Below are 13,883 nucleotides of genomic sequence, written 5' to 3' on the forward strand. Positions count from 1 at the left end.
ACCATGACTACGATCACCGGACATACTCGGGTTTACGGTATTCTTGCCGATCCCATTCATCACGTTAAAACGCCACAGGTGTTCCACGCCCTGGCGCGGGACGAAGGCATTGATGCCATATTGGTGCCCTTTCATGCGCGACCCGAAGGGGTAGCGCGCTTGATGGATGGCTTGCGGGCGGCGGAAAACTTCGGTGGCTTCATCGCCACGGTGCCCCATAAAACCACGATGTTGAACCTTTGCGATACTGTCACTGAGGAGGCGGCCCAGGTGGGCGCTGTTAATTGCGTTCGGCGCGAGGCGGATGGTCGGATGGTCGGCGCCATGCTGGATGGGATCGGTTTTGTCGAAGGGTTGCGTGGTGCAGGGATCGCGCCCGAAGGAATGCGCTCCTATGTCGCCGGGGCAGGGGGGGCAGCCTCTGCCGTAGCGTTCGCGCTGGCCGGGGCAGGAGTCAAATCCCTTACTGTGACGAACCGGACCCGGTCGAAGGCCGAGGCGCTTTGTACCCGTATCGCGCAAACCTATCCCAATCTTACCCTTTCCACAGACCCACTGGATTTGGCTGAACAGGATCTGATCATGAACGCGACTTCCTTGGGGATGAAGCCGGACGACGCGATGCCACTGGACACAAGCCAACTCCATACCGGCCAGGTCGTCGCCGAAGCGATCATGGACCCCGAAATGACGCCGCTTCTCAAGGCAGCGAAGGCTGCGGGATGCCGTATCCATACAGGCCTTCCCATGCTGCAAAACCAGATCCGCTTGATGGCACAGCACATGGGGGCGCTGTGATGGAAGCTGGAGGCGATTTTCTGGAGCGCTTGCGCGCTGCAACCTCCGACGCGGCTGTCGTCACCGACCCTGATATGATGGCCGGCCACTTGACAGACTGGCGGCATATGTTCACCGGACAAGCGCTTGCCGTCTTGCGCCCGGGGTCGACACAAGAGGTCTCGAGGCTGGTGCGGCTCTGTGCCGAGGCCAATGTCGCCATTGTGCCGCAAGGGGGCAATACTGGTCTGGCCGGCGGGGCCACTCCTCAGGGGGATATGCCGCAAGTGGTTTTGAGCCTCGCCGGCATGAACAATATACGCTTGGTCGACCCTGTCGGCCTTTGCATCGAGGTCGAAGCCGGGGCAATCTTGCAATCCGTACGCGACGCCGCCGCAGCGGAAGACCGTCTTTTCCCTGTCAGCCTTGCCGCCGAAGGAAGCGCCTCCATTGGCGGGATCATCGCCACCAATGCCGGTGGGGTGAATGTCTTACGTTATGGCATGACCCGCGATCTGGTGCTGGGGCTTGAAGTCGTTTTGGCGGATGGCACCGTGATCGACGCCCTGCGCCCCCTTAGAAAAGACAACGCCGCGCGTTACTGGAAACAGCTTTTCATCGGGTCCGAAGGGGTGCTTGGCATTGTAACCGCAGCAACATTGCGATTGGTGTCACGACCCTTACACAGATCTGTTTCCCTGGTCTCCGTACCTAATGTGCAGACCGCACTGAGCGTTTTCGGCCGTGCGCAGACAGTCCTGGGCGATGCCTTGACGGCTTTTGAACTAATGGAAGCTGCGGCATTGGAGCGAGTCGAATCTCATTTTGACCTGACTCTGCCTGTGCAGGCTGGGGCGTGGTACTTACTGATCGAAGCAGGTAGTACTTTGGCCGGTCTCACGGAGACCGTCGAGGCCATGCTGGAAGACGTATTTGAGCAGGGCTGGGCGGCCGATGGCGTTGTGGCATCCTCTGGGGCACAGGCCGAACACCTTTGGACGCTACGCGAACATATCACTGAGGCCGAGGCTAAATCGGGCCACAGCGTTAAACATGATGTCTCGCTTCCTATCGTTGCCTTTCCAGCCTTTCTGGAGACCTTCCGCACGCGTTTGCCAGACGTCGAGGCCGAAGCGTCCTCGAATGTCTTCGGCCATCTGGGCGACGGCAACCTGCACGTTAATGTCCTGTTGCCCGAGGAGGCGGGGAGTACGGGGGTAATGCGCTTTGTCCATGATCTGGTTCATGCGCATGGCGGGTCAATTTCGGCTGAGCACGGCCTGGGGCAATATCGGGTGGCGGAATGGGAACGTCTGACCTCAAGGGCGGAACAGATGCTTCTGAGACGCATCAAGATGGCCCTTGATCCGCATGGCATCCTGAACCCCGGCAAGGGTCTGCCCATCAAGGAGCACAAAGCTACATGAGTGAACAAGAGGCGCAGGTATTTGACTATGTCATTGTCGGCGGGGGCACGGCTGGTTGTATTCTGGCCAACCGTCTGAGCGAGGGCGGGCGGTACACAGTTGCCCTGCTCGAAGCCGGGGGCGAGGCAGAGAGTCCATGGACGAAGATCCCGGCCGGGTTCTACAAGCTCCTGACCAACCCGAATTACAACTGGGGGTTTCACACAGAGCCGGAAAAAGCCACACATATGCGGGAAATCGCAGTGCCTCGCGGCAAGGGGCTTGGTGGTTCGACGCTGATCAACGGAATGATCTATGTGCGCGGGCAGCCGCAAGACTACGATCGCTGGGCACAGCTTGGGGCCACCGGTTGGGGCTGGGCCGATGTCGCGCCGGCCTTTCGGAGAATTGAAGCCTATGACGGGCCGGACCCGGACGGCCTGCGCGGTAAGCAGGGACCGCTTGCTCTGTGCGAGGTGCGCGAACGTCCCGGCATCGGCGAAGCCTTTATTGACGCCGCCGTCGCTGCCGGTTACCGGCGCAATCCCGACTATAACGGCGCCTCACAAGACGGGTTCGGATATTATCAGGTGAACCAGCGGAACGGTAGGCGCATCAGTGCGGCAGATGCTTGGCTTAAGCCGGCGCGGAGCCGGTCCAACCTGACAGTTTTTACCGGCGCCATGGTGATGGGGCTGGACTTTGACGGCCACAGGGCAACGGGCGTCACGTTCACGCAACAGGGTCACGAACGCAACCTATCCGCCGGACGCGAAGTCATCCTTTGTGCCGGGGCGATACAATCTCCGCAACTTCTGGAACTCGCCGGTATAGGCGATCCAGATATCCTCAACGAGGCGGGAGTCCCGGTGCGGGTGGCCAATCCGAATGTGGGCGAGAACTATATTGACCACTTCTGCACGCGAATGAGCTGGCGGGTCTCTCGGCCTGGAACTCTCAACGAGCAAACGCGCGGCTTGCACCTTGTTGGTGAAGTGTTGAAATACGCCATCAATCGTACCGGCGTCCTGACGTTTGGAACTGGTCTGACACATGGCTTCGTGCGCACGCGTGACGGATTGGAAGGGCCAGACGTTCAGTATTTTTTTATGCACGCAAGCTACGCAAATGCCGCAGAACGAAAACTGGACCGTGAACCGGGCATGACCTTGGGGGTGACACAGCTGCGCCCTGAATCACGGGGCAGCATCCACATCACTTCGGCCGACCCCATGAAACAACCCGCCATTCGCCCGAACTTCCTTGATAGTTCCGAAGATCAGCGGGCTATGGTCGAGGGTATGAAGATCGGGCGCCGGATCATCGAACAAGGGCCGATGGATCGCTACAGGACGCATGAGATCGCACCCGGCTCCGAGTGCCGCAGCGATGCCGATTGGCTGGATTTCGCACGCCATAACGGCCAGACGATTTACCACACGCTCGGCACCTGCCGGATGGGCCCCGAAGGGCAATCCGTCGTGAGCCCCGATTTGCGGGTGCGCGGAGTCAGCGGCCTGCGCGTTGTGGATGCGTCGGTTATGCCCGATATGGTGTCAGGCAACACGCAGGCGGCGGTCATGATGCTGGCAGACCGTGGAGCCGATCTCATTCTCGAAACAGACAAGTTCTGAAGGACCGCTCAAGGGAAAACCATGTCTCAAGTTCTCGGCTGTAATGGACCGAACCAGCCAACGCGCGCCGCCTGCGAGGTCATCTCCTGCCGCGCCTACCGAAGCCGTAGACGCTCGCGAAGTTGGCGCCGGGAAGGGCCCGAACCTCAGTCTCGCGAGCGTCTTCGTAGTCCGCCGAAACGTCGTCGAAAATGGCGTCGATAAATTCGCCTGTGTTCATGTCACTTCTCCTTCGTAAGGCTCCGCACGGGGTCGGCGCGGCGAAGAAGGCGGGTTGGTTGTGCGAGAGCGTGCAGGGAGTGACAACGGCGAGTCAGGCGGCTGGCATTGGCGCACCTGCGCTCGAGTTCCGGCAAAGCCGGACAGTCAGCCGGGATCTCGAAATCCTCGTTCTGCCAGCGTTCGAAGAAGCGCTCTTCCCACTCGGAAAACTCCTCAAGGCGGCGACCGATGGCCTCGAGTTCGCGCTCGATTTCGGCTTTATCAATCGCAGCTCCAGGCACCGGTTCGTCGCACTCAGCCTGATCGGCTGCCTCTTGCTCCTCGGGTCCCGCGCGCCGCGCCTGCTCCCGACGGAAATCCTTCGCGTCACCTTCGTAGGTGCGAATGATGCGCCGCGCGAGCCAGCCGTATTCTCCGTCCAGCCTCGGAGTCCAGCGCTCAAGCGCATCATCCGCAGCCGCGATGCCCTCCGAGAGTGCGTCGTCAGCCATGCCGCGCAGCTCGATGTGGCGCTCGACGAGGCGGACGTTGTCCTCGACCACATACTCGAGGGGACAGTCGCCGCCGGTCTGCTGCAGCCAGTTCGACAGCTCTTCCTGGAGCTTCTCGTCCGTCATCGCGTCGAGGTCGATATCCTCGAGGACGGGGCACACGCCGTAGCTGGATTCGTCTTCGTAAGATGCCTGTTTCATTGTCTTTCCCTTTCCTGTTCACCGGCTGTTGCGTCAACCGATACCGAGGAATTGGGAACGACGCCGGAATCCAAAAACGAATTCCAGTCCGGAGACGAAATTTCTCCTTAGGCCCGGAAATTAAATCAAAGAAACAGACTGGAAGTCGTCGTATAGGTTAGGGAGGTCGCTGTGATTTACACGGAACTGGTTGCGCTTCTTCTGCTTTCCGCCTTCGATCTTCACTGCCGGATCGAGGTAGACCTGCCCTGAATGCGCGAGGCGCATGAACTTGAAGAAATCCGTTCCGGTGCCGAGCTTGACGCGATCTCCGAACCGATACTGCTTCGGCTTGCCGGTCGACTCTGACGGGACATACGCTGCCTTCGCGTGTTTCCGATTCCAGTGGTTCAGCAGGTTGGCAAAATCCCAGCCTGCGGCCACAGCGTCATTCGGATCGACCAGGAGGATCTTTCCCCCATGTCGTCGATTGTGCCCTTCGCGGCATTGTAGCCCTCGATCCTCATGCAGACGGTCGTTCGGGCGTGTGGCGCGCCTCCGCAGGGGCGGGTCATTTTCAAATGATCAAACCGGGTCAGTTTTGAATGCACATTGACATCCTTTGATGCCTCGCAAGTGTCGAGGCTCTTGCACGATCGACGGCCCGTCCAGAAAAGCGGATTGGTTCATCACTCGGATCGCGGCGGACAATATTTATCTATTCGCTATACCGAGCGTTTGGCCGAAGCAGGCATTGAACCATCGGTCGGCAGCGTCGGGGATTCCTACGACAATGCCCTCGCTGAAATTATAAACGGTCTCTACAAAACCGAACTGGTCCATCGCCAGGGTCCATGGCGCAACATGCAGGAGCTGGAAATGGCCACTCTCGGCTGGGTCGATTGGTTCAACAACCGCCGCCTGCTTGGCCCCATCGGGAATATCCCACCAGTCGAGGCCGAAGAGAACTTCTATGCACAGCGTGACGTGCTCGATATGGTCGCGTGAAATGAAGCTATAGGTCTCCGGTGAAACCGGGACGATTCAAGTTTTGCAACGGTTTATTTCAGTCAGGAAGTCGACCAAGCGAGTCTTGAGCCCATCCCGATCCTTCACCTGGCATTCCCAGGGTTCGAGGACTTGCCAACCCGATACTGAACGCGCTTGAGATCGTATGCCGCCATCGCCGCGACCAGGTTGATCTCGGCGACCTCAGCCGCGTCCAGCGCGTCCAGCCACCGCCGGTGAGCCTCCTCCGCCGCTTGGTCGGCGGCGGCGAGGTCTTGCGCCTGGTCTTCAGTCAGTCGCGGTATCGAGGTCACTCGACGCATGGCAGCACCTCCTTGGTCGGCGGCCTGGCGATGAGCATCAGGCCCGCAAAACGGTCGATGTATGGATTACTGTGCTCGACGCGGTGCACCGTCCCGCTGGGACGATGCTCTACGACGTGGCCGGGCTGGACGAAGTGGAAGGTTATCGGCTTGAATGTCATCACGCGGCCTCCTTCACCTTGGAGACGATGCCGTCGATGAACTCGACCAGGGCCGCCACACGCTTCTCGAAGAGAGCATGCATCTCGGTATCCGGCTCCAAGGTCCGGATCATAGTGGGCAAGCCCTGAGACCCGACGATGAAGTCGCACGACTCGGCACCCATCATCCACATGCCGAACTGCGCCTGGGCCACCTCATCTTTCGACAAGTCACCGCCAGTCATCACTTGCAGTGCGATCTTGGGAAGCCGATCTTTGATTTCGATGACGCGCCGGCCGCCATCGACGAGGCCGTCGGGACTATATCCAGCGCGGCCACGGCGAACGAACCCAACTTGTTCGACCTCGTTCCCGGTCAGCAGTTCATATTCATTCCGGAGATCGACCTCCCGGGCGTATCCGCGCTCTGTATGCTCGTTCGAGAATGAAGGTGCGGGACGGCCCGTCAGGATCTCGCCGGCGATCTCGTAACCATATGTCAGGGCACCGGCCCCGAGTCCGTCTGGCCTCTTGCCATTAACCAGGAGGAGCCCGGCATTCGATGCGGTGATGAGGCCCGCCCGTGCGGCGAGCCATTCTGCGGAACCCTGTTCCAGTTCGCTGAAAATCTCACGGTCAGACATTGTCCGCGCCCTCCTTCAGCTTGCGCTCCAGGAGCGACTTCAGCCGTGTGACATCCGAGGCGGCGATGTCCTCGATCGTCTGTGCCTTGGCGGCCTTTAGGAACTTGGACTCATCTGTGCCGCTCTTGGTGATCAGGTCGCGCAACGAACAGGCATCCTTCGCGCTGATCGTCTCGGGCCTGGACGCCTCGCGCCGAGATCCGTCATCATCAGCGGTGGCGATGCCGAAATAGCCGCACAAGAGGTAGCGACGGCCGTAGCTGGTTGTGCTGCCTTTAGCCTGCACTGGCGTCTTGTTCGTCTTACCGCCGGTACCGGAACTGTCGAGCGGGAAATCATCGCAGATTTCGTGACTATGCCCGCCGACGTGAGACACGCGGAGATGGACGCGCTGATAGCCATCCGGTGCCCCTGCACCGGACCATGCGGCGACGGCAAAGCCGTGGTCGCGGATGATCGGCATCGCTTGTGTCTCGATGTCGGCAAGGTCTGCGTAAGTGTAGCCAGAGAAAGTATTTTTACGTGTCCGGGCAACGAGCGGAATGGACGTCTGGGCAGCGTTAAGAGCCCGATAGAACTCGCGCTCCGCTTCCCGCTCACGGTCTTGGCGCGCACGGTCATCAATGCGCTCTTTCATGTCGAGCATCTTCTCGAGCTTGCCGATATCGGCGTTCGGGTCGAGCGCGACTTTCTCGATGGTCGCGACCATCGGGTCGATCTGCGCGGAAACCATTTCCGGCGCTTCCGGTTCAGCTGCGGCAAGGGCCACGCCGGACGTTTCAGGGGTATTGGGGGAGTGTTTCATAGTTTTTCTCCGGTTAGTGCATGTGTGTCGGGTAGTGAGCAATCACGCCCCAGATCTGCCCGGCCAAAACGGCCGGGCGAACTTTCTGGAACGCGGATCAATCGAGTTGATCGAGCGCCCAGTGAACGGCTTCCTGCAAGCAATCTGCGCAAATGAACTGAGGCGGCATTGCGTGGATGGCCGTGAGCAGTCGGAACTGGATCGGTTCCTCCTGAGCTTTAGCGCTGAGCAGCAGGACCTCGGCCGGCTCTCCGGGCCTGGCTACGACGCAGTGCTCGGGCAGAACGACAACGTCGTAACGCTCGCCGCTGTCAGAGATGATGTTGAAGCGGCAGCCGCTATCGAAGGGAGCGAAATTGTAGTCGAACATGTGTGTATCTCCTTTGGTGTGTGTGAGCGCCTCGGCGCCGGTTTTAACCAGATGCTTTCAAAGAAATTTTTTCTGAAACGAGCCAGCAAACTTTTCTCACAACACGTTGACTTTGCATGACTCTTTTTTCCCCCGGCAGGGCGCCAGGGAGGGGTCGAGGGGAGGGGTAGCGCGTGCGCTCCTCGCCCTGGGAGCAGTGGGTCAAGGGGGAGTGCGGAACGATGCCCCTTGCCTGTCGGGAGGCGCGTGGGAGGGGTGTCGGGGAGGGTCGCAAGAGACCAGCCCTGGCGAGTAGAGAGGTCCAGGAGATCTGCCCAGACAACGCGCATCCTATCGATCACCGACTTGTTCTGCATGCTAATGATCTCGTGCGCGGAAAGACCGGCGCGACGAAGCCCCTCAAAGCATGCATCGCCTTCCACTTGCTCGAACCACCATTGATGTGAGGGCCAGGGCGAGATTTTGTCTGGGAATGTCATATGGGGCTCCTGTGGTGCGTCCTCAGGACATTGGCCGCGCAGTCACGATCCCGAAGCGTCCACCTGGTCAACTGCGCGCCCCAGATGACGGCTTACAATGCCCGGGCTCACGCCGATCTCTTCGGCAACCTCGCGCATCTTCTTCCGCTCGACGACCAGGCCGGTCAGCACGTCACGCTGGCGATCCGACAGGTCCGCTTTGGCAATATGCTCGCTGAAGAACTCACGAACCACGAGGTGCGCGAGACATACCTCGCAACGGAATACGGCAAGCCGTTTGCGTCATCTGGCAGTCTCGACAACCGAGTCAGAAAGTGGATCGTCGCCGCCGGTTTGGTCGGTAAGGACGGCAAAGCAAATCGAAGCCAGCACGGAATCCGGAAAGGCGTTGCAGAAATCATGGCCGAGAACGGCGCGACGGAATACGAACTCATGTCAGCATTCGGCTGGACTGAAGCGAAAACCGCTTCCGTATACACGAAGAAGTTCCAGCGCCGAGGAGCCGCAGCGGCGGCGTCTCGGCGGCTTGCGGGCGCGCAAGGTGGACCACGTCTGGAAAATCGTGGTCCAGTTTCTGGCCTAAGTGTCAGCAAAACAAGGGAAAATAGGGATAGTGGCAGCCCGTAGGGGAATCGAACCCCTCTTTCCAGGTTGAAAACCTGGCGTCCTAACCGATAGACGAACGGGCCAGCGCTGCTGTGGGGCGTAACTAGGCAAATCCGGACCGGCGCGCAAGAGGGATTCTACAAAAACTTAGCGCTGTTTTGCAGAAATCGTGATCGCCTGTTTGCTGCCGTGTCGGAGGGCGGATCACAGGGCCGCAGCGGCGTCCTCGAGGCGCAGCTGCACCGACCTGCGCCCGCCCCATGTGTTGATGTCGAGCCGCCCGGCAAGATGAAACCGTGCGCCGCCATGGCCCGTCAACGCGGGCCCCAACGGCCCGTCAAACGCCCCGAAGGCGATGGCCTCGAGGCTCGCGCCCAGCCCGTCACCAAAGCGCAGCTTGAGGTGGTTGCCGCCCAGTTGTTTGGCATAGCCGATCTGGCAATCGGGAAAGACATAGCGCGGCCCCGGTGCACCGGCCCCGAACGGGCCTGCGGCCTCGATCTGCTCGACCAGTTCGATCGTTGCCGCACCCGGCATCAGCAACCCGTCGAGGCGCAGGTCGGCCGGCCCGGCCTGACCGGCACCCTGACGGGCGAGCAGATCCGAGAGCCGTGCCATCGCCGCCTCCAACTGGTCGCGCGCCACCGTCAGGCCCGCCGCCATCTTGTGCCCGCCGCCCTTGAGGAGCAGCCCCTCGGAGGCCAGCCGCTGAATGGCGGCCCCCAGATCGACACCGCTGACCGAGCGGCCCGATCCCTTGCCTTCCTCCCCCTCCAGCCCGATCACGATGGCGGGGCGATTGGCGGTCTCTTTGAGCCGACTTGCGACGATGCCGACGACGCCGGGATGCCAGCCTTCACCTGCGGCCCAGACAAGCGGGGCGTCAAAGCCGCGCGCCTCGGCCTGTTCAAGGGCAGCGTCGCGCACCATCGCCTCGACCTCGCGCCGCTCGGTGTTGAGCTGGTCGAGCCGCTCGGCCATGGCGCGGGCCTCGGTGGCGTTCTGGCAGGCCAGCAGCCGCGCGCCGAGATCGGCCTTGCCGATGCGCCCGCCCGCGTTGATGCGTGGCCCCAACAGAAATCCCAGATGATAGGCATTGGGCGTGGCCTCCATCCGCGCCACATCCGCCAGTGCTACCAGCCCGGGGCGTTCCCGCCGCGCCATGATCCGCAGCCCCTGCCGCACGAAGGCGCGGTTCACGCCGATGAGCGGGGCCACATCCGCCACCGTCGCCAGTGCCACCAGATCGAGCATCGCCATCAGGTCGGGGCCTTGACCGCCGGTGTCGCGTAACTGCCGTCCGGCCTCGACCAGCATGAGGAACACTACGGCGGCGGCACAAAGATGCGCCAGATCGCCGCTTTCGTCCTGTCGGTTGGGGTTCACGACGGCCAGCGCAGGCGGCAGCGTCTCGCCGCCCAGATGGTGATCGAGCACGATCACGTCTGCGGCCTCTGCGGCGGCGATGGCCTGATGGCTCAGCGTGCCGCAATCGACGCAGACAATCAGGTCATGCCGGGCTGCAAGGTCGCGCATCGCGGGCTCATTGGGGCCATAGCCCTCGTCGATCCGGTCGGGGATATAGAGCGTCGGCGAGGGCGCGCGCATCTGCTTCAGCCAGTCGATCAGCAACGCCGCAGAGGTGCCGCCATCGACATCGTAATCGGCAAAGATCGCGATCCGCTCGCCCGCCTGCACCGCCCGCAGCATCCGCGCAGCGGCGGGTTTCATATCGCGCAGGGATCGCGGGTCGGGTAGCAGGTCGCGCAGCACCGGGGCCAGATAGGTCTGGGCCGCACCGCTCTCAACGCCAAGCCGCGCAAGGGTCTGGCAGAGCGGGCGGGGCAATCCGGTGTCCTGTGCCATCGCCTCGGCCTGCCGGTCGACCTCCACCCCCGGCCCGATCCAGCGCCGCCCGGTGAGCGAGCTGTCCACACCGAGAAAGGCCGTCATGCCCGCGCGCCCCCATCATACTTGGCCAAATATCCCGGGAGAGTTGCCGCTTGCGGCGACGGGGGCAGCGCCCCCCTGCTTGCCTCCCGATCAGTCACGCTTGCTGCGATAGATCATCCGCCGCACCGAGCCGGTGCGCGAGCGCATCAGCACGGTCTCGGTCTCGACGAAACCGGGGCGGCGCTGCACGCCCTTGACGATCGAGCCGTCGGTGACGCCGGTGGCGGCAAAGATCACGTCCGAGGTGACCATCTCGTCGCGGGAATAGACCCGGTCGAAATCGGTGATCCCGGCCTTCTGCGCCCGCGCCCGCTCGTCGTCGTTGCGGAAGACCAACCGCCCCCACATCTGCCCGCCCATGCATTTGAGCGCCGAGGCCGCCAGCACCCCCTCGGGCGCGCCGCCGGTGCCCATATACATGTCGATGCCGGTGCGCTCGGATTCCGCGCAATGGATCACGCCCGCCACATCACCGTCGGTGATCAGATAGACGGCGGCACCGGTTTCGCGCAACTCCGCGATCATTTCCTGATGGCGCGGGCGTTCGAGCACGCAGACGGTGATCTCGGAGGGGCGGCAGCCACGCGCCTTGGCCAGCGCCTCGACCCGTTCGCGCGGCGACATCGCCAATGATACGACATTCTCTGGGTATCCCGGCCCGATGGCCAGCTTGTCCATATAGGTGTCGGGTGCGTGCAGCAGTGTGCCGCGCGGGGCCATCGCGATCACGGTCAGCGCATTGGGCATCGCCTTGGCGGTCAGGGTCGTGCCCTCCAGCGGGTCGAGCGCGATATCGACGCCCGGGCCCTGGCCGGTGCCGACCTCTTCGCCGATGAAGAGCATCGGGGCCTCGTCGCGCTCGCCTTCGCCGATCACCACCACGCCCTTGATGCTGAGCATGTTGAGCTGATCGCGCATCGCGTTGACGGCGGCCTGATCGGCGGCCTTCTCGTCGCCGCGTCCGATGAGATCGGCGCAGGCAAGTGCTGCCTGTTCGGCGACGCGCGCCAACCCGAGCGAGAGCGTGCGATCATTGAAGGCGGTGTCAGAGGTCATGGGATGGTCCTTGCAAATATGGGTCAAAGCAGCATTAGCGCCCGCGCCGCCCGCGCACAAGGGCGGGCCGGGCGCGGGTTTCAGACGGTTTCGATGCGCAGCGCCACCGGATCGCCCGACAGCACATCGAGCCGCCGGATACCGGTCAGTGCCGTATCGAGCGAGTCGCGATTGGTCTTGTGGGTGACGATCAGTACCGGGGCGGTGGTATCGTCATGGCGGTACTGGCGCATCCGGTCGATGGATATCCCCGCCTCGCCCAGAAGCGTTGCCACCTTGGCGAGCGCGCCGGGCTTGTCGTCAAGCGACATGCGCAGGTAATAGCGCGCCGGTGTGGCGCTGCTGGCTTGCGCGCAGGGTTCGAGCGTGGCGGCGGGCTGACCGAAGGTCGACAGGCGCAAGCCGCGCGCGATATCCATCACGTCGCCCATCACCGCACTGGCCGTCGGGCCCATGCCCGCGCCGGGGCCGCGCAGCACGATCTGTTCGACCTGATCGCCTTCGAGCACAACCATGTTGGTGCCGCCCTCAAGCTGCCCGAGCGGGCTTTTTGCCGGGACAAGACAGGGCGACATGCGCTGTTCCAGCCCGCGCCCGGTCATCTGCGCCACTCCCAGCAGCTTGATCCGGTAGCCCATGTCGGCGGCGTGGCGGATATCGTCGAGGGTGATGTCCTGGATGCCTTCGAGGGCCACGCCGTCGAAATCGACCTGGCAGCCAAAGGCGATCGAGGACAAGAGCGCCAGCTTGTGGCCCGCGTCGATGCCGCCCACGTCGAGATTGGGATCGGCCTCGAGATAGCCTAGCTTGTCGGCCTCCTCGAAGAGTGCATTATAGCCCTGTCCGGTGGCCTGCATCCGCGTCAGGATATAGTTGCAGGTGCCGTTCATCACGCCCATGACGCGGGTGATGTCATTGCCCGCCAGCCCCTCGGTCAGGGCCTTGATCACCGGGATGCCGCCCGCGACCGCCGCCTCGAAGCGGATCACGCGGCCGGCCTCTTCGGCGGCGAGTGCGAGGGCGTGACCGTGATGGGCAAGCATCGCCTTGTTGGCGGTGACCACATCCTTGCCTGCCGCGATGGCGGTCTCGGTTGCGGCCTTGGCAGGCCCGTCCGAGCCGCCCATCAGTTCCACGAACACGTCCACATCGTCACGCTTGGCCAATGCGACCGGATCATCCTCCCAGGCGTAATCCGATAGGTTTACGCCGCGATCCTTGTCGCGGGTGCGCGCTGAGACGGCGCTGATCGTGATCGGACGGCCTGCGCGCGCGGCAAGTGTCTCGGCCTTTTGCCGGACGATGCGGACGACGCCGGTGCCGACGGTGCCGAGACCGGCAATGCCAAGGCGCAGGGGGGTGGTCATGGGGCTCTCCGATCCTCGTTGTCCTGTGGTTCAGGCGCGATGTAACGGGTTCGGATGGGCCTTGCAACGCGGCGCGCGCTCAAAGAGGGCCGGTTTTTACTGTTCGATACCGGTTTCCATGCGAGCGCGCGTCTCGGCGTCGATGGCCGGCCCGGAGAGCCGTGCCGCGCGGGCGCGCAGCCGTGCGGCGCGTTCCTCCAGATCCGGGGCGCTGCGGGCATCGGTTGCGGCGGGCGGAACCTGCCCGGTGATCTCGCCTGCGGGAATGAGTTTGGGATAGACAATCGTGCCACGCTCTGCCCGCAACTCCTCAGAGAGCGGTGGCACCTCCGCGCAGCCCGTCACGAGGACAAGCACGAGCGCGAGCGAGAGGGAAGACGGGCACGGGCGCATGAGAAGCGGTCCTTTGCGAGGTGGTTCGC

The 13,883-nt window shown here is 62.6% G+C and carries 17 protein-coding genes, 1 tRNA gene and 1 pseudogene; 5 read left to right on the forward strand and 14 right to left on the reverse strand.

Features of this window, described 5'->3' with window-relative positions; translation table 11 throughout:
- The first annotated feature begins 3 nt into the window (after nucleotides 1–3).
- Genes BHD06_RS02840 through BHD06_RS02850 form a run of 3 tightly spaced genes read left to right on the forward strand, consistent with a single transcriptional unit; the run spans nucleotide 4 to nucleotide 3,817 of the window.
- Entirely contained in the window at nucleotides 4–798 is a 795-nt protein-coding gene (locus BHD06_RS02840) for a shikimate dehydrogenase (protein WP_080455436.1), read from the forward strand.
- Nucleotides 798–2,204, forward strand: a complete 1,407-nt coding sequence (locus BHD06_RS02845; RefSeq protein ID WP_080455437.1) for an FAD-binding oxidoreductase — start codon at nucleotides 798–800, stop codon at nucleotides 2,202–2,204. Before BHD06_RS02840 ends, BHD06_RS02845 begins: the two co-directional genes overlap by 1 nt.
- On the forward strand, nucleotides 2,201–3,817 hold the full coding sequence (locus tag BHD06_RS02850; protein WP_080455438.1) for a GMC family oxidoreductase: 1,617 nt from the start codon (nucleotides 2,201–2,203) through the stop codon (nucleotides 3,815–3,817). The genes BHD06_RS02845 and BHD06_RS02850 overlap by 4 nt, the downstream gene beginning before the upstream one ends.
- A 79-nt stretch (nucleotides 3,818–3,896) precedes the next feature.
- On the opposite strand, the gene BHD06_RS23570 is transcribed toward BHD06_RS02850, so the two are convergent.
- From BHD06_RS23570 to BHD06_RS02860, 3 genes are all read right to left on the reverse strand, one after another.
- Nucleotides 3,897–4,037, reverse strand: coding sequence for a hypothetical protein (locus tag BHD06_RS23570; protein ID WP_176214260.1), 141 nt, complete (start codon nucleotides 4,035–4,037; stop codon nucleotides 3,897–3,899).
- A 1-nt stretch (nucleotide 4,038) separates the two neighbouring features.
- Nucleotides 4,039–4,731 carry a hypothetical protein gene (locus tag BHD06_RS02855; RefSeq protein WP_080455439.1) on the reverse strand — a complete coding sequence of 231 codons (693 nt, stop codon included), beginning with the start codon at nucleotides 4,729–4,731 and terminating at the stop codon, nucleotides 4,039–4,041.
- A gap of 120 nt (nucleotides 4,732–4,851) precedes the next feature.
- Nucleotides 4,852–5,154, reverse strand: a complete 303-nt coding sequence (locus tag BHD06_RS02860) for an MvaI/BcnI family restriction endonuclease (RefSeq protein ID WP_176214261.1) — start codon at nucleotides 5,152–5,154, stop codon at nucleotides 4,852–4,854.
- 201 nt (nucleotides 5,155–5,355) lie between these two features.
- On the opposite strand from BHD06_RS02860, the pseudogene BHD06_RS02865 reads away from it, so the two are divergent.
- Nucleotides 5,356–5,718: pseudogene (locus tag BHD06_RS02865) on the forward strand (integrase core domain-containing protein); the annotation flags it as partial.
- A gap of 104 nt (nucleotides 5,719–5,822) precedes the next feature.
- Here BHD06_RS02865 and BHD06_RS02870 read toward each other — a convergent pair.
- The 6 genes from BHD06_RS02870 to BHD06_RS24700 form a co-directional block, all read right to left on the reverse strand.
- Nucleotides 5,823–6,041, reverse strand: a complete 219-nt coding sequence (locus BHD06_RS02870; protein WP_080455441.1) for a hypothetical protein — start codon at nucleotides 6,039–6,041, stop codon at nucleotides 5,823–5,825.
- Nucleotides 6,029–6,202: a hypothetical protein gene (locus tag BHD06_RS23575; RefSeq protein ID WP_176214262.1), complete on the reverse strand. Its 174-nt coding sequence runs from the start codon at nucleotides 6,200–6,202 to the stop codon at nucleotides 6,029–6,031. Before BHD06_RS23575 ends, BHD06_RS02870 begins: the two co-directional genes overlap by 13 nt.
- Complete coding sequence (locus tag BHD06_RS02875) at nucleotides 6,202–6,825, reverse strand: YqaJ viral recombinase family protein (protein ID WP_080455442.1); 624 nt, start codon at nucleotides 6,823–6,825, stop codon at nucleotides 6,202–6,204. The genes BHD06_RS23575 and BHD06_RS02875 overlap by 1 nt, the downstream gene beginning before the upstream one ends.
- Entirely contained in the window at nucleotides 6,818–7,630 is an 813-nt protein-coding gene (locus tag BHD06_RS02880) for an ERF family protein (RefSeq protein WP_080455443.1), read from the reverse strand. Before BHD06_RS02880 ends, BHD06_RS02875 begins: the two co-directional genes overlap by 8 nt.
- A 97-nt stretch (nucleotides 7,631–7,727) precedes the next feature.
- Complete coding sequence (locus BHD06_RS02885) at nucleotides 7,728–8,000, reverse strand: hypothetical protein (RefSeq protein ID WP_080455444.1); 273 nt, start codon at nucleotides 7,998–8,000, stop codon at nucleotides 7,728–7,730.
- Between the two features lie 521 nt (nucleotides 8,001–8,521).
- Entirely contained in the window at nucleotides 8,522–8,617 is a 96-nt protein-coding gene (locus BHD06_RS24700) for a hypothetical protein (RefSeq protein ID WP_376764837.1), read from the reverse strand.
- Nucleotides 8,618–8,716: 99 nt separating this feature from the next.
- Here BHD06_RS24700 and BHD06_RS02890 point away from each other — a divergent pair, with 99 nt between their 5' ends.
- Nucleotides 8,717–9,106 (forward strand): hypothetical protein, encoded by a 390-nt coding sequence (locus BHD06_RS02890; protein WP_176214264.1) that lies wholly within the window; start codon nucleotides 8,717–8,719, stop codon nucleotides 9,104–9,106.
- Here BHD06_RS02890 and BHD06_RS02895 read toward each other — a convergent pair.
- The 5 genes from BHD06_RS02895 to BHD06_RS02915 all read right to left on the reverse strand — a co-directional run bounded on the left by BHD06_RS02895 (nucleotide 9,094) and on the right by BHD06_RS02915 (nucleotide 13,854).
- A tRNA-Glu gene (locus tag BHD06_RS02895) sits at nucleotides 9,094–9,168 on the reverse strand. The genes BHD06_RS02890 and BHD06_RS02895 overlap by 13 nt on opposite strands.
- 121 nt (nucleotides 9,169–9,289) lie before the next feature.
- The gene (gene recJ / locus BHD06_RS02900; protein ID WP_080455446.1) at nucleotides 9,290–11,038 is read right to left on the reverse strand and encodes a single-stranded-DNA-specific exonuclease RecJ; all 1,749 of its coding nucleotides are present in this window, start codon (nucleotides 11,036–11,038) and stop codon (nucleotides 9,290–9,292) included.
- Nucleotides 11,039–11,128: 90 nt separating this feature from the next.
- Complete coding sequence (glpX, locus tag BHD06_RS02905; protein ID WP_080455447.1) at nucleotides 11,129–12,094, reverse strand: class II fructose-bisphosphatase; 966 nt, start codon at nucleotides 12,092–12,094, stop codon at nucleotides 11,129–11,131.
- Nucleotides 12,095–12,174: 80 nt separating this feature from the next.
- Nucleotides 12,175–13,461, reverse strand: coding sequence for a homoserine dehydrogenase (locus BHD06_RS02910; RefSeq protein WP_080455448.1), 1,287 nt, complete (start codon nucleotides 13,459–13,461; stop codon nucleotides 12,175–12,177).
- Between the two features lie 96 nt (nucleotides 13,462–13,557).
- The gene (locus tag BHD06_RS02915; RefSeq protein WP_080455449.1) at nucleotides 13,558–13,854 is read right to left on the reverse strand and encodes a hypothetical protein; all 297 of its coding nucleotides are present in this window, start codon (nucleotides 13,852–13,854) and stop codon (nucleotides 13,558–13,560) included.
- Nucleotides 13,855–13,883 lie beyond the last annotated feature (29 nt).

The organism is Roseovarius sp. A-2 (assembly GCF_002072155.1).
GTDB lineage: Bacteria > Pseudomonadota > Alphaproteobacteria > Rhodobacterales > Rhodobacteraceae > Roseovarius.

Excerpts from the sequence above, each read along its gene's own strand:
- BHD06_RS02840 (WP_080455436.1), top strand. The coding sequence starts at position 4 with ATGACTACGATCACCGGACATACTCGGGTTTACGGTATTCTTGCCGAT.
- BHD06_RS02845 (WP_080455437.1), top strand. The coding sequence starts at position 798 with ATGGAAGCTGGAGGCGATTTTCTGGAGCGCTTGCGCGCTGCAACCTCC.
- BHD06_RS02850 (WP_080455438.1), top strand. The coding sequence starts at position 2,201 with ATGAGTGAACAAGAGGCGCAGGTATTTGACTATGTCATTGTCGGCGGG.
- BHD06_RS23570 (WP_176214260.1), bottom strand. The coding sequence starts at position 4,037 with ATGAACACAGGCGAATTTATCGACGCCATTTTCGACGACGTTTCGGCG.
- BHD06_RS02855 (WP_080455439.1), bottom strand. The coding sequence starts at position 4,731 with ATGAAACAGGCATCTTACGAAGACGAATCCAGCTACGGCGTGTGCCCC.
- BHD06_RS02870 (WP_080455441.1), bottom strand. The coding sequence starts at position 6,041 with ATGCGTCGAGTGACCTCGATACCGCGACTGACTGAAGACCAGGCGCAA.
- BHD06_RS23575 (WP_176214262.1), bottom strand. The coding sequence starts at position 6,202 with ATGACATTCAAGCCGATAACCTTCCACTTCGTCCAGCCCGGCCACGTC.
- BHD06_RS02875 (WP_080455442.1), bottom strand. The coding sequence starts at position 6,825 with ATGTCTGACCGTGAGATTTTCAGCGAACTGGAACAGGGTTCCGCAGAA.
- BHD06_RS02880 (WP_080455443.1), bottom strand. The coding sequence starts at position 7,630 with ATGAAACACTCCCCCAATACCCCTGAAACGTCCGGCGTGGCCCTTGCC.
- BHD06_RS02885 (WP_080455444.1), bottom strand. The coding sequence starts at position 8,000 with ATGTTCGACTACAATTTCGCTCCCTTCGATAGCGGCTGCCGCTTCAAC.
- BHD06_RS24700 (WP_376764837.1), bottom strand. The coding sequence starts at position 8,617 with ATGCGCGAGGTTGCCGAAGAGATCGGCGTGAGCCCGGGCATTGTAAGC.
- recJ (WP_080455446.1), bottom strand. The coding sequence starts at position 11,038 with ATGACGGCCTTTCTCGGTGTGGACAGCTCGCTCACCGGGCGGCGCTGG.
- glpX (WP_080455447.1), bottom strand. The coding sequence starts at position 12,094 with ATGACCTCTGACACCGCCTTCAATGATCGCACGCTCTCGCTCGGGTTG.
- BHD06_RS02910 (WP_080455448.1), bottom strand. The coding sequence starts at position 13,461 with ATGACCACCCCCCTGCGCCTTGGCATTGCCGGTCTCGGCACCGTCGGC.
- BHD06_RS02915 (WP_080455449.1), bottom strand. The coding sequence starts at position 13,854 with ATGCGCCCGTGCCCGTCTTCCCTCTCGCTCGCGCTCGTGCTTGTCCTC.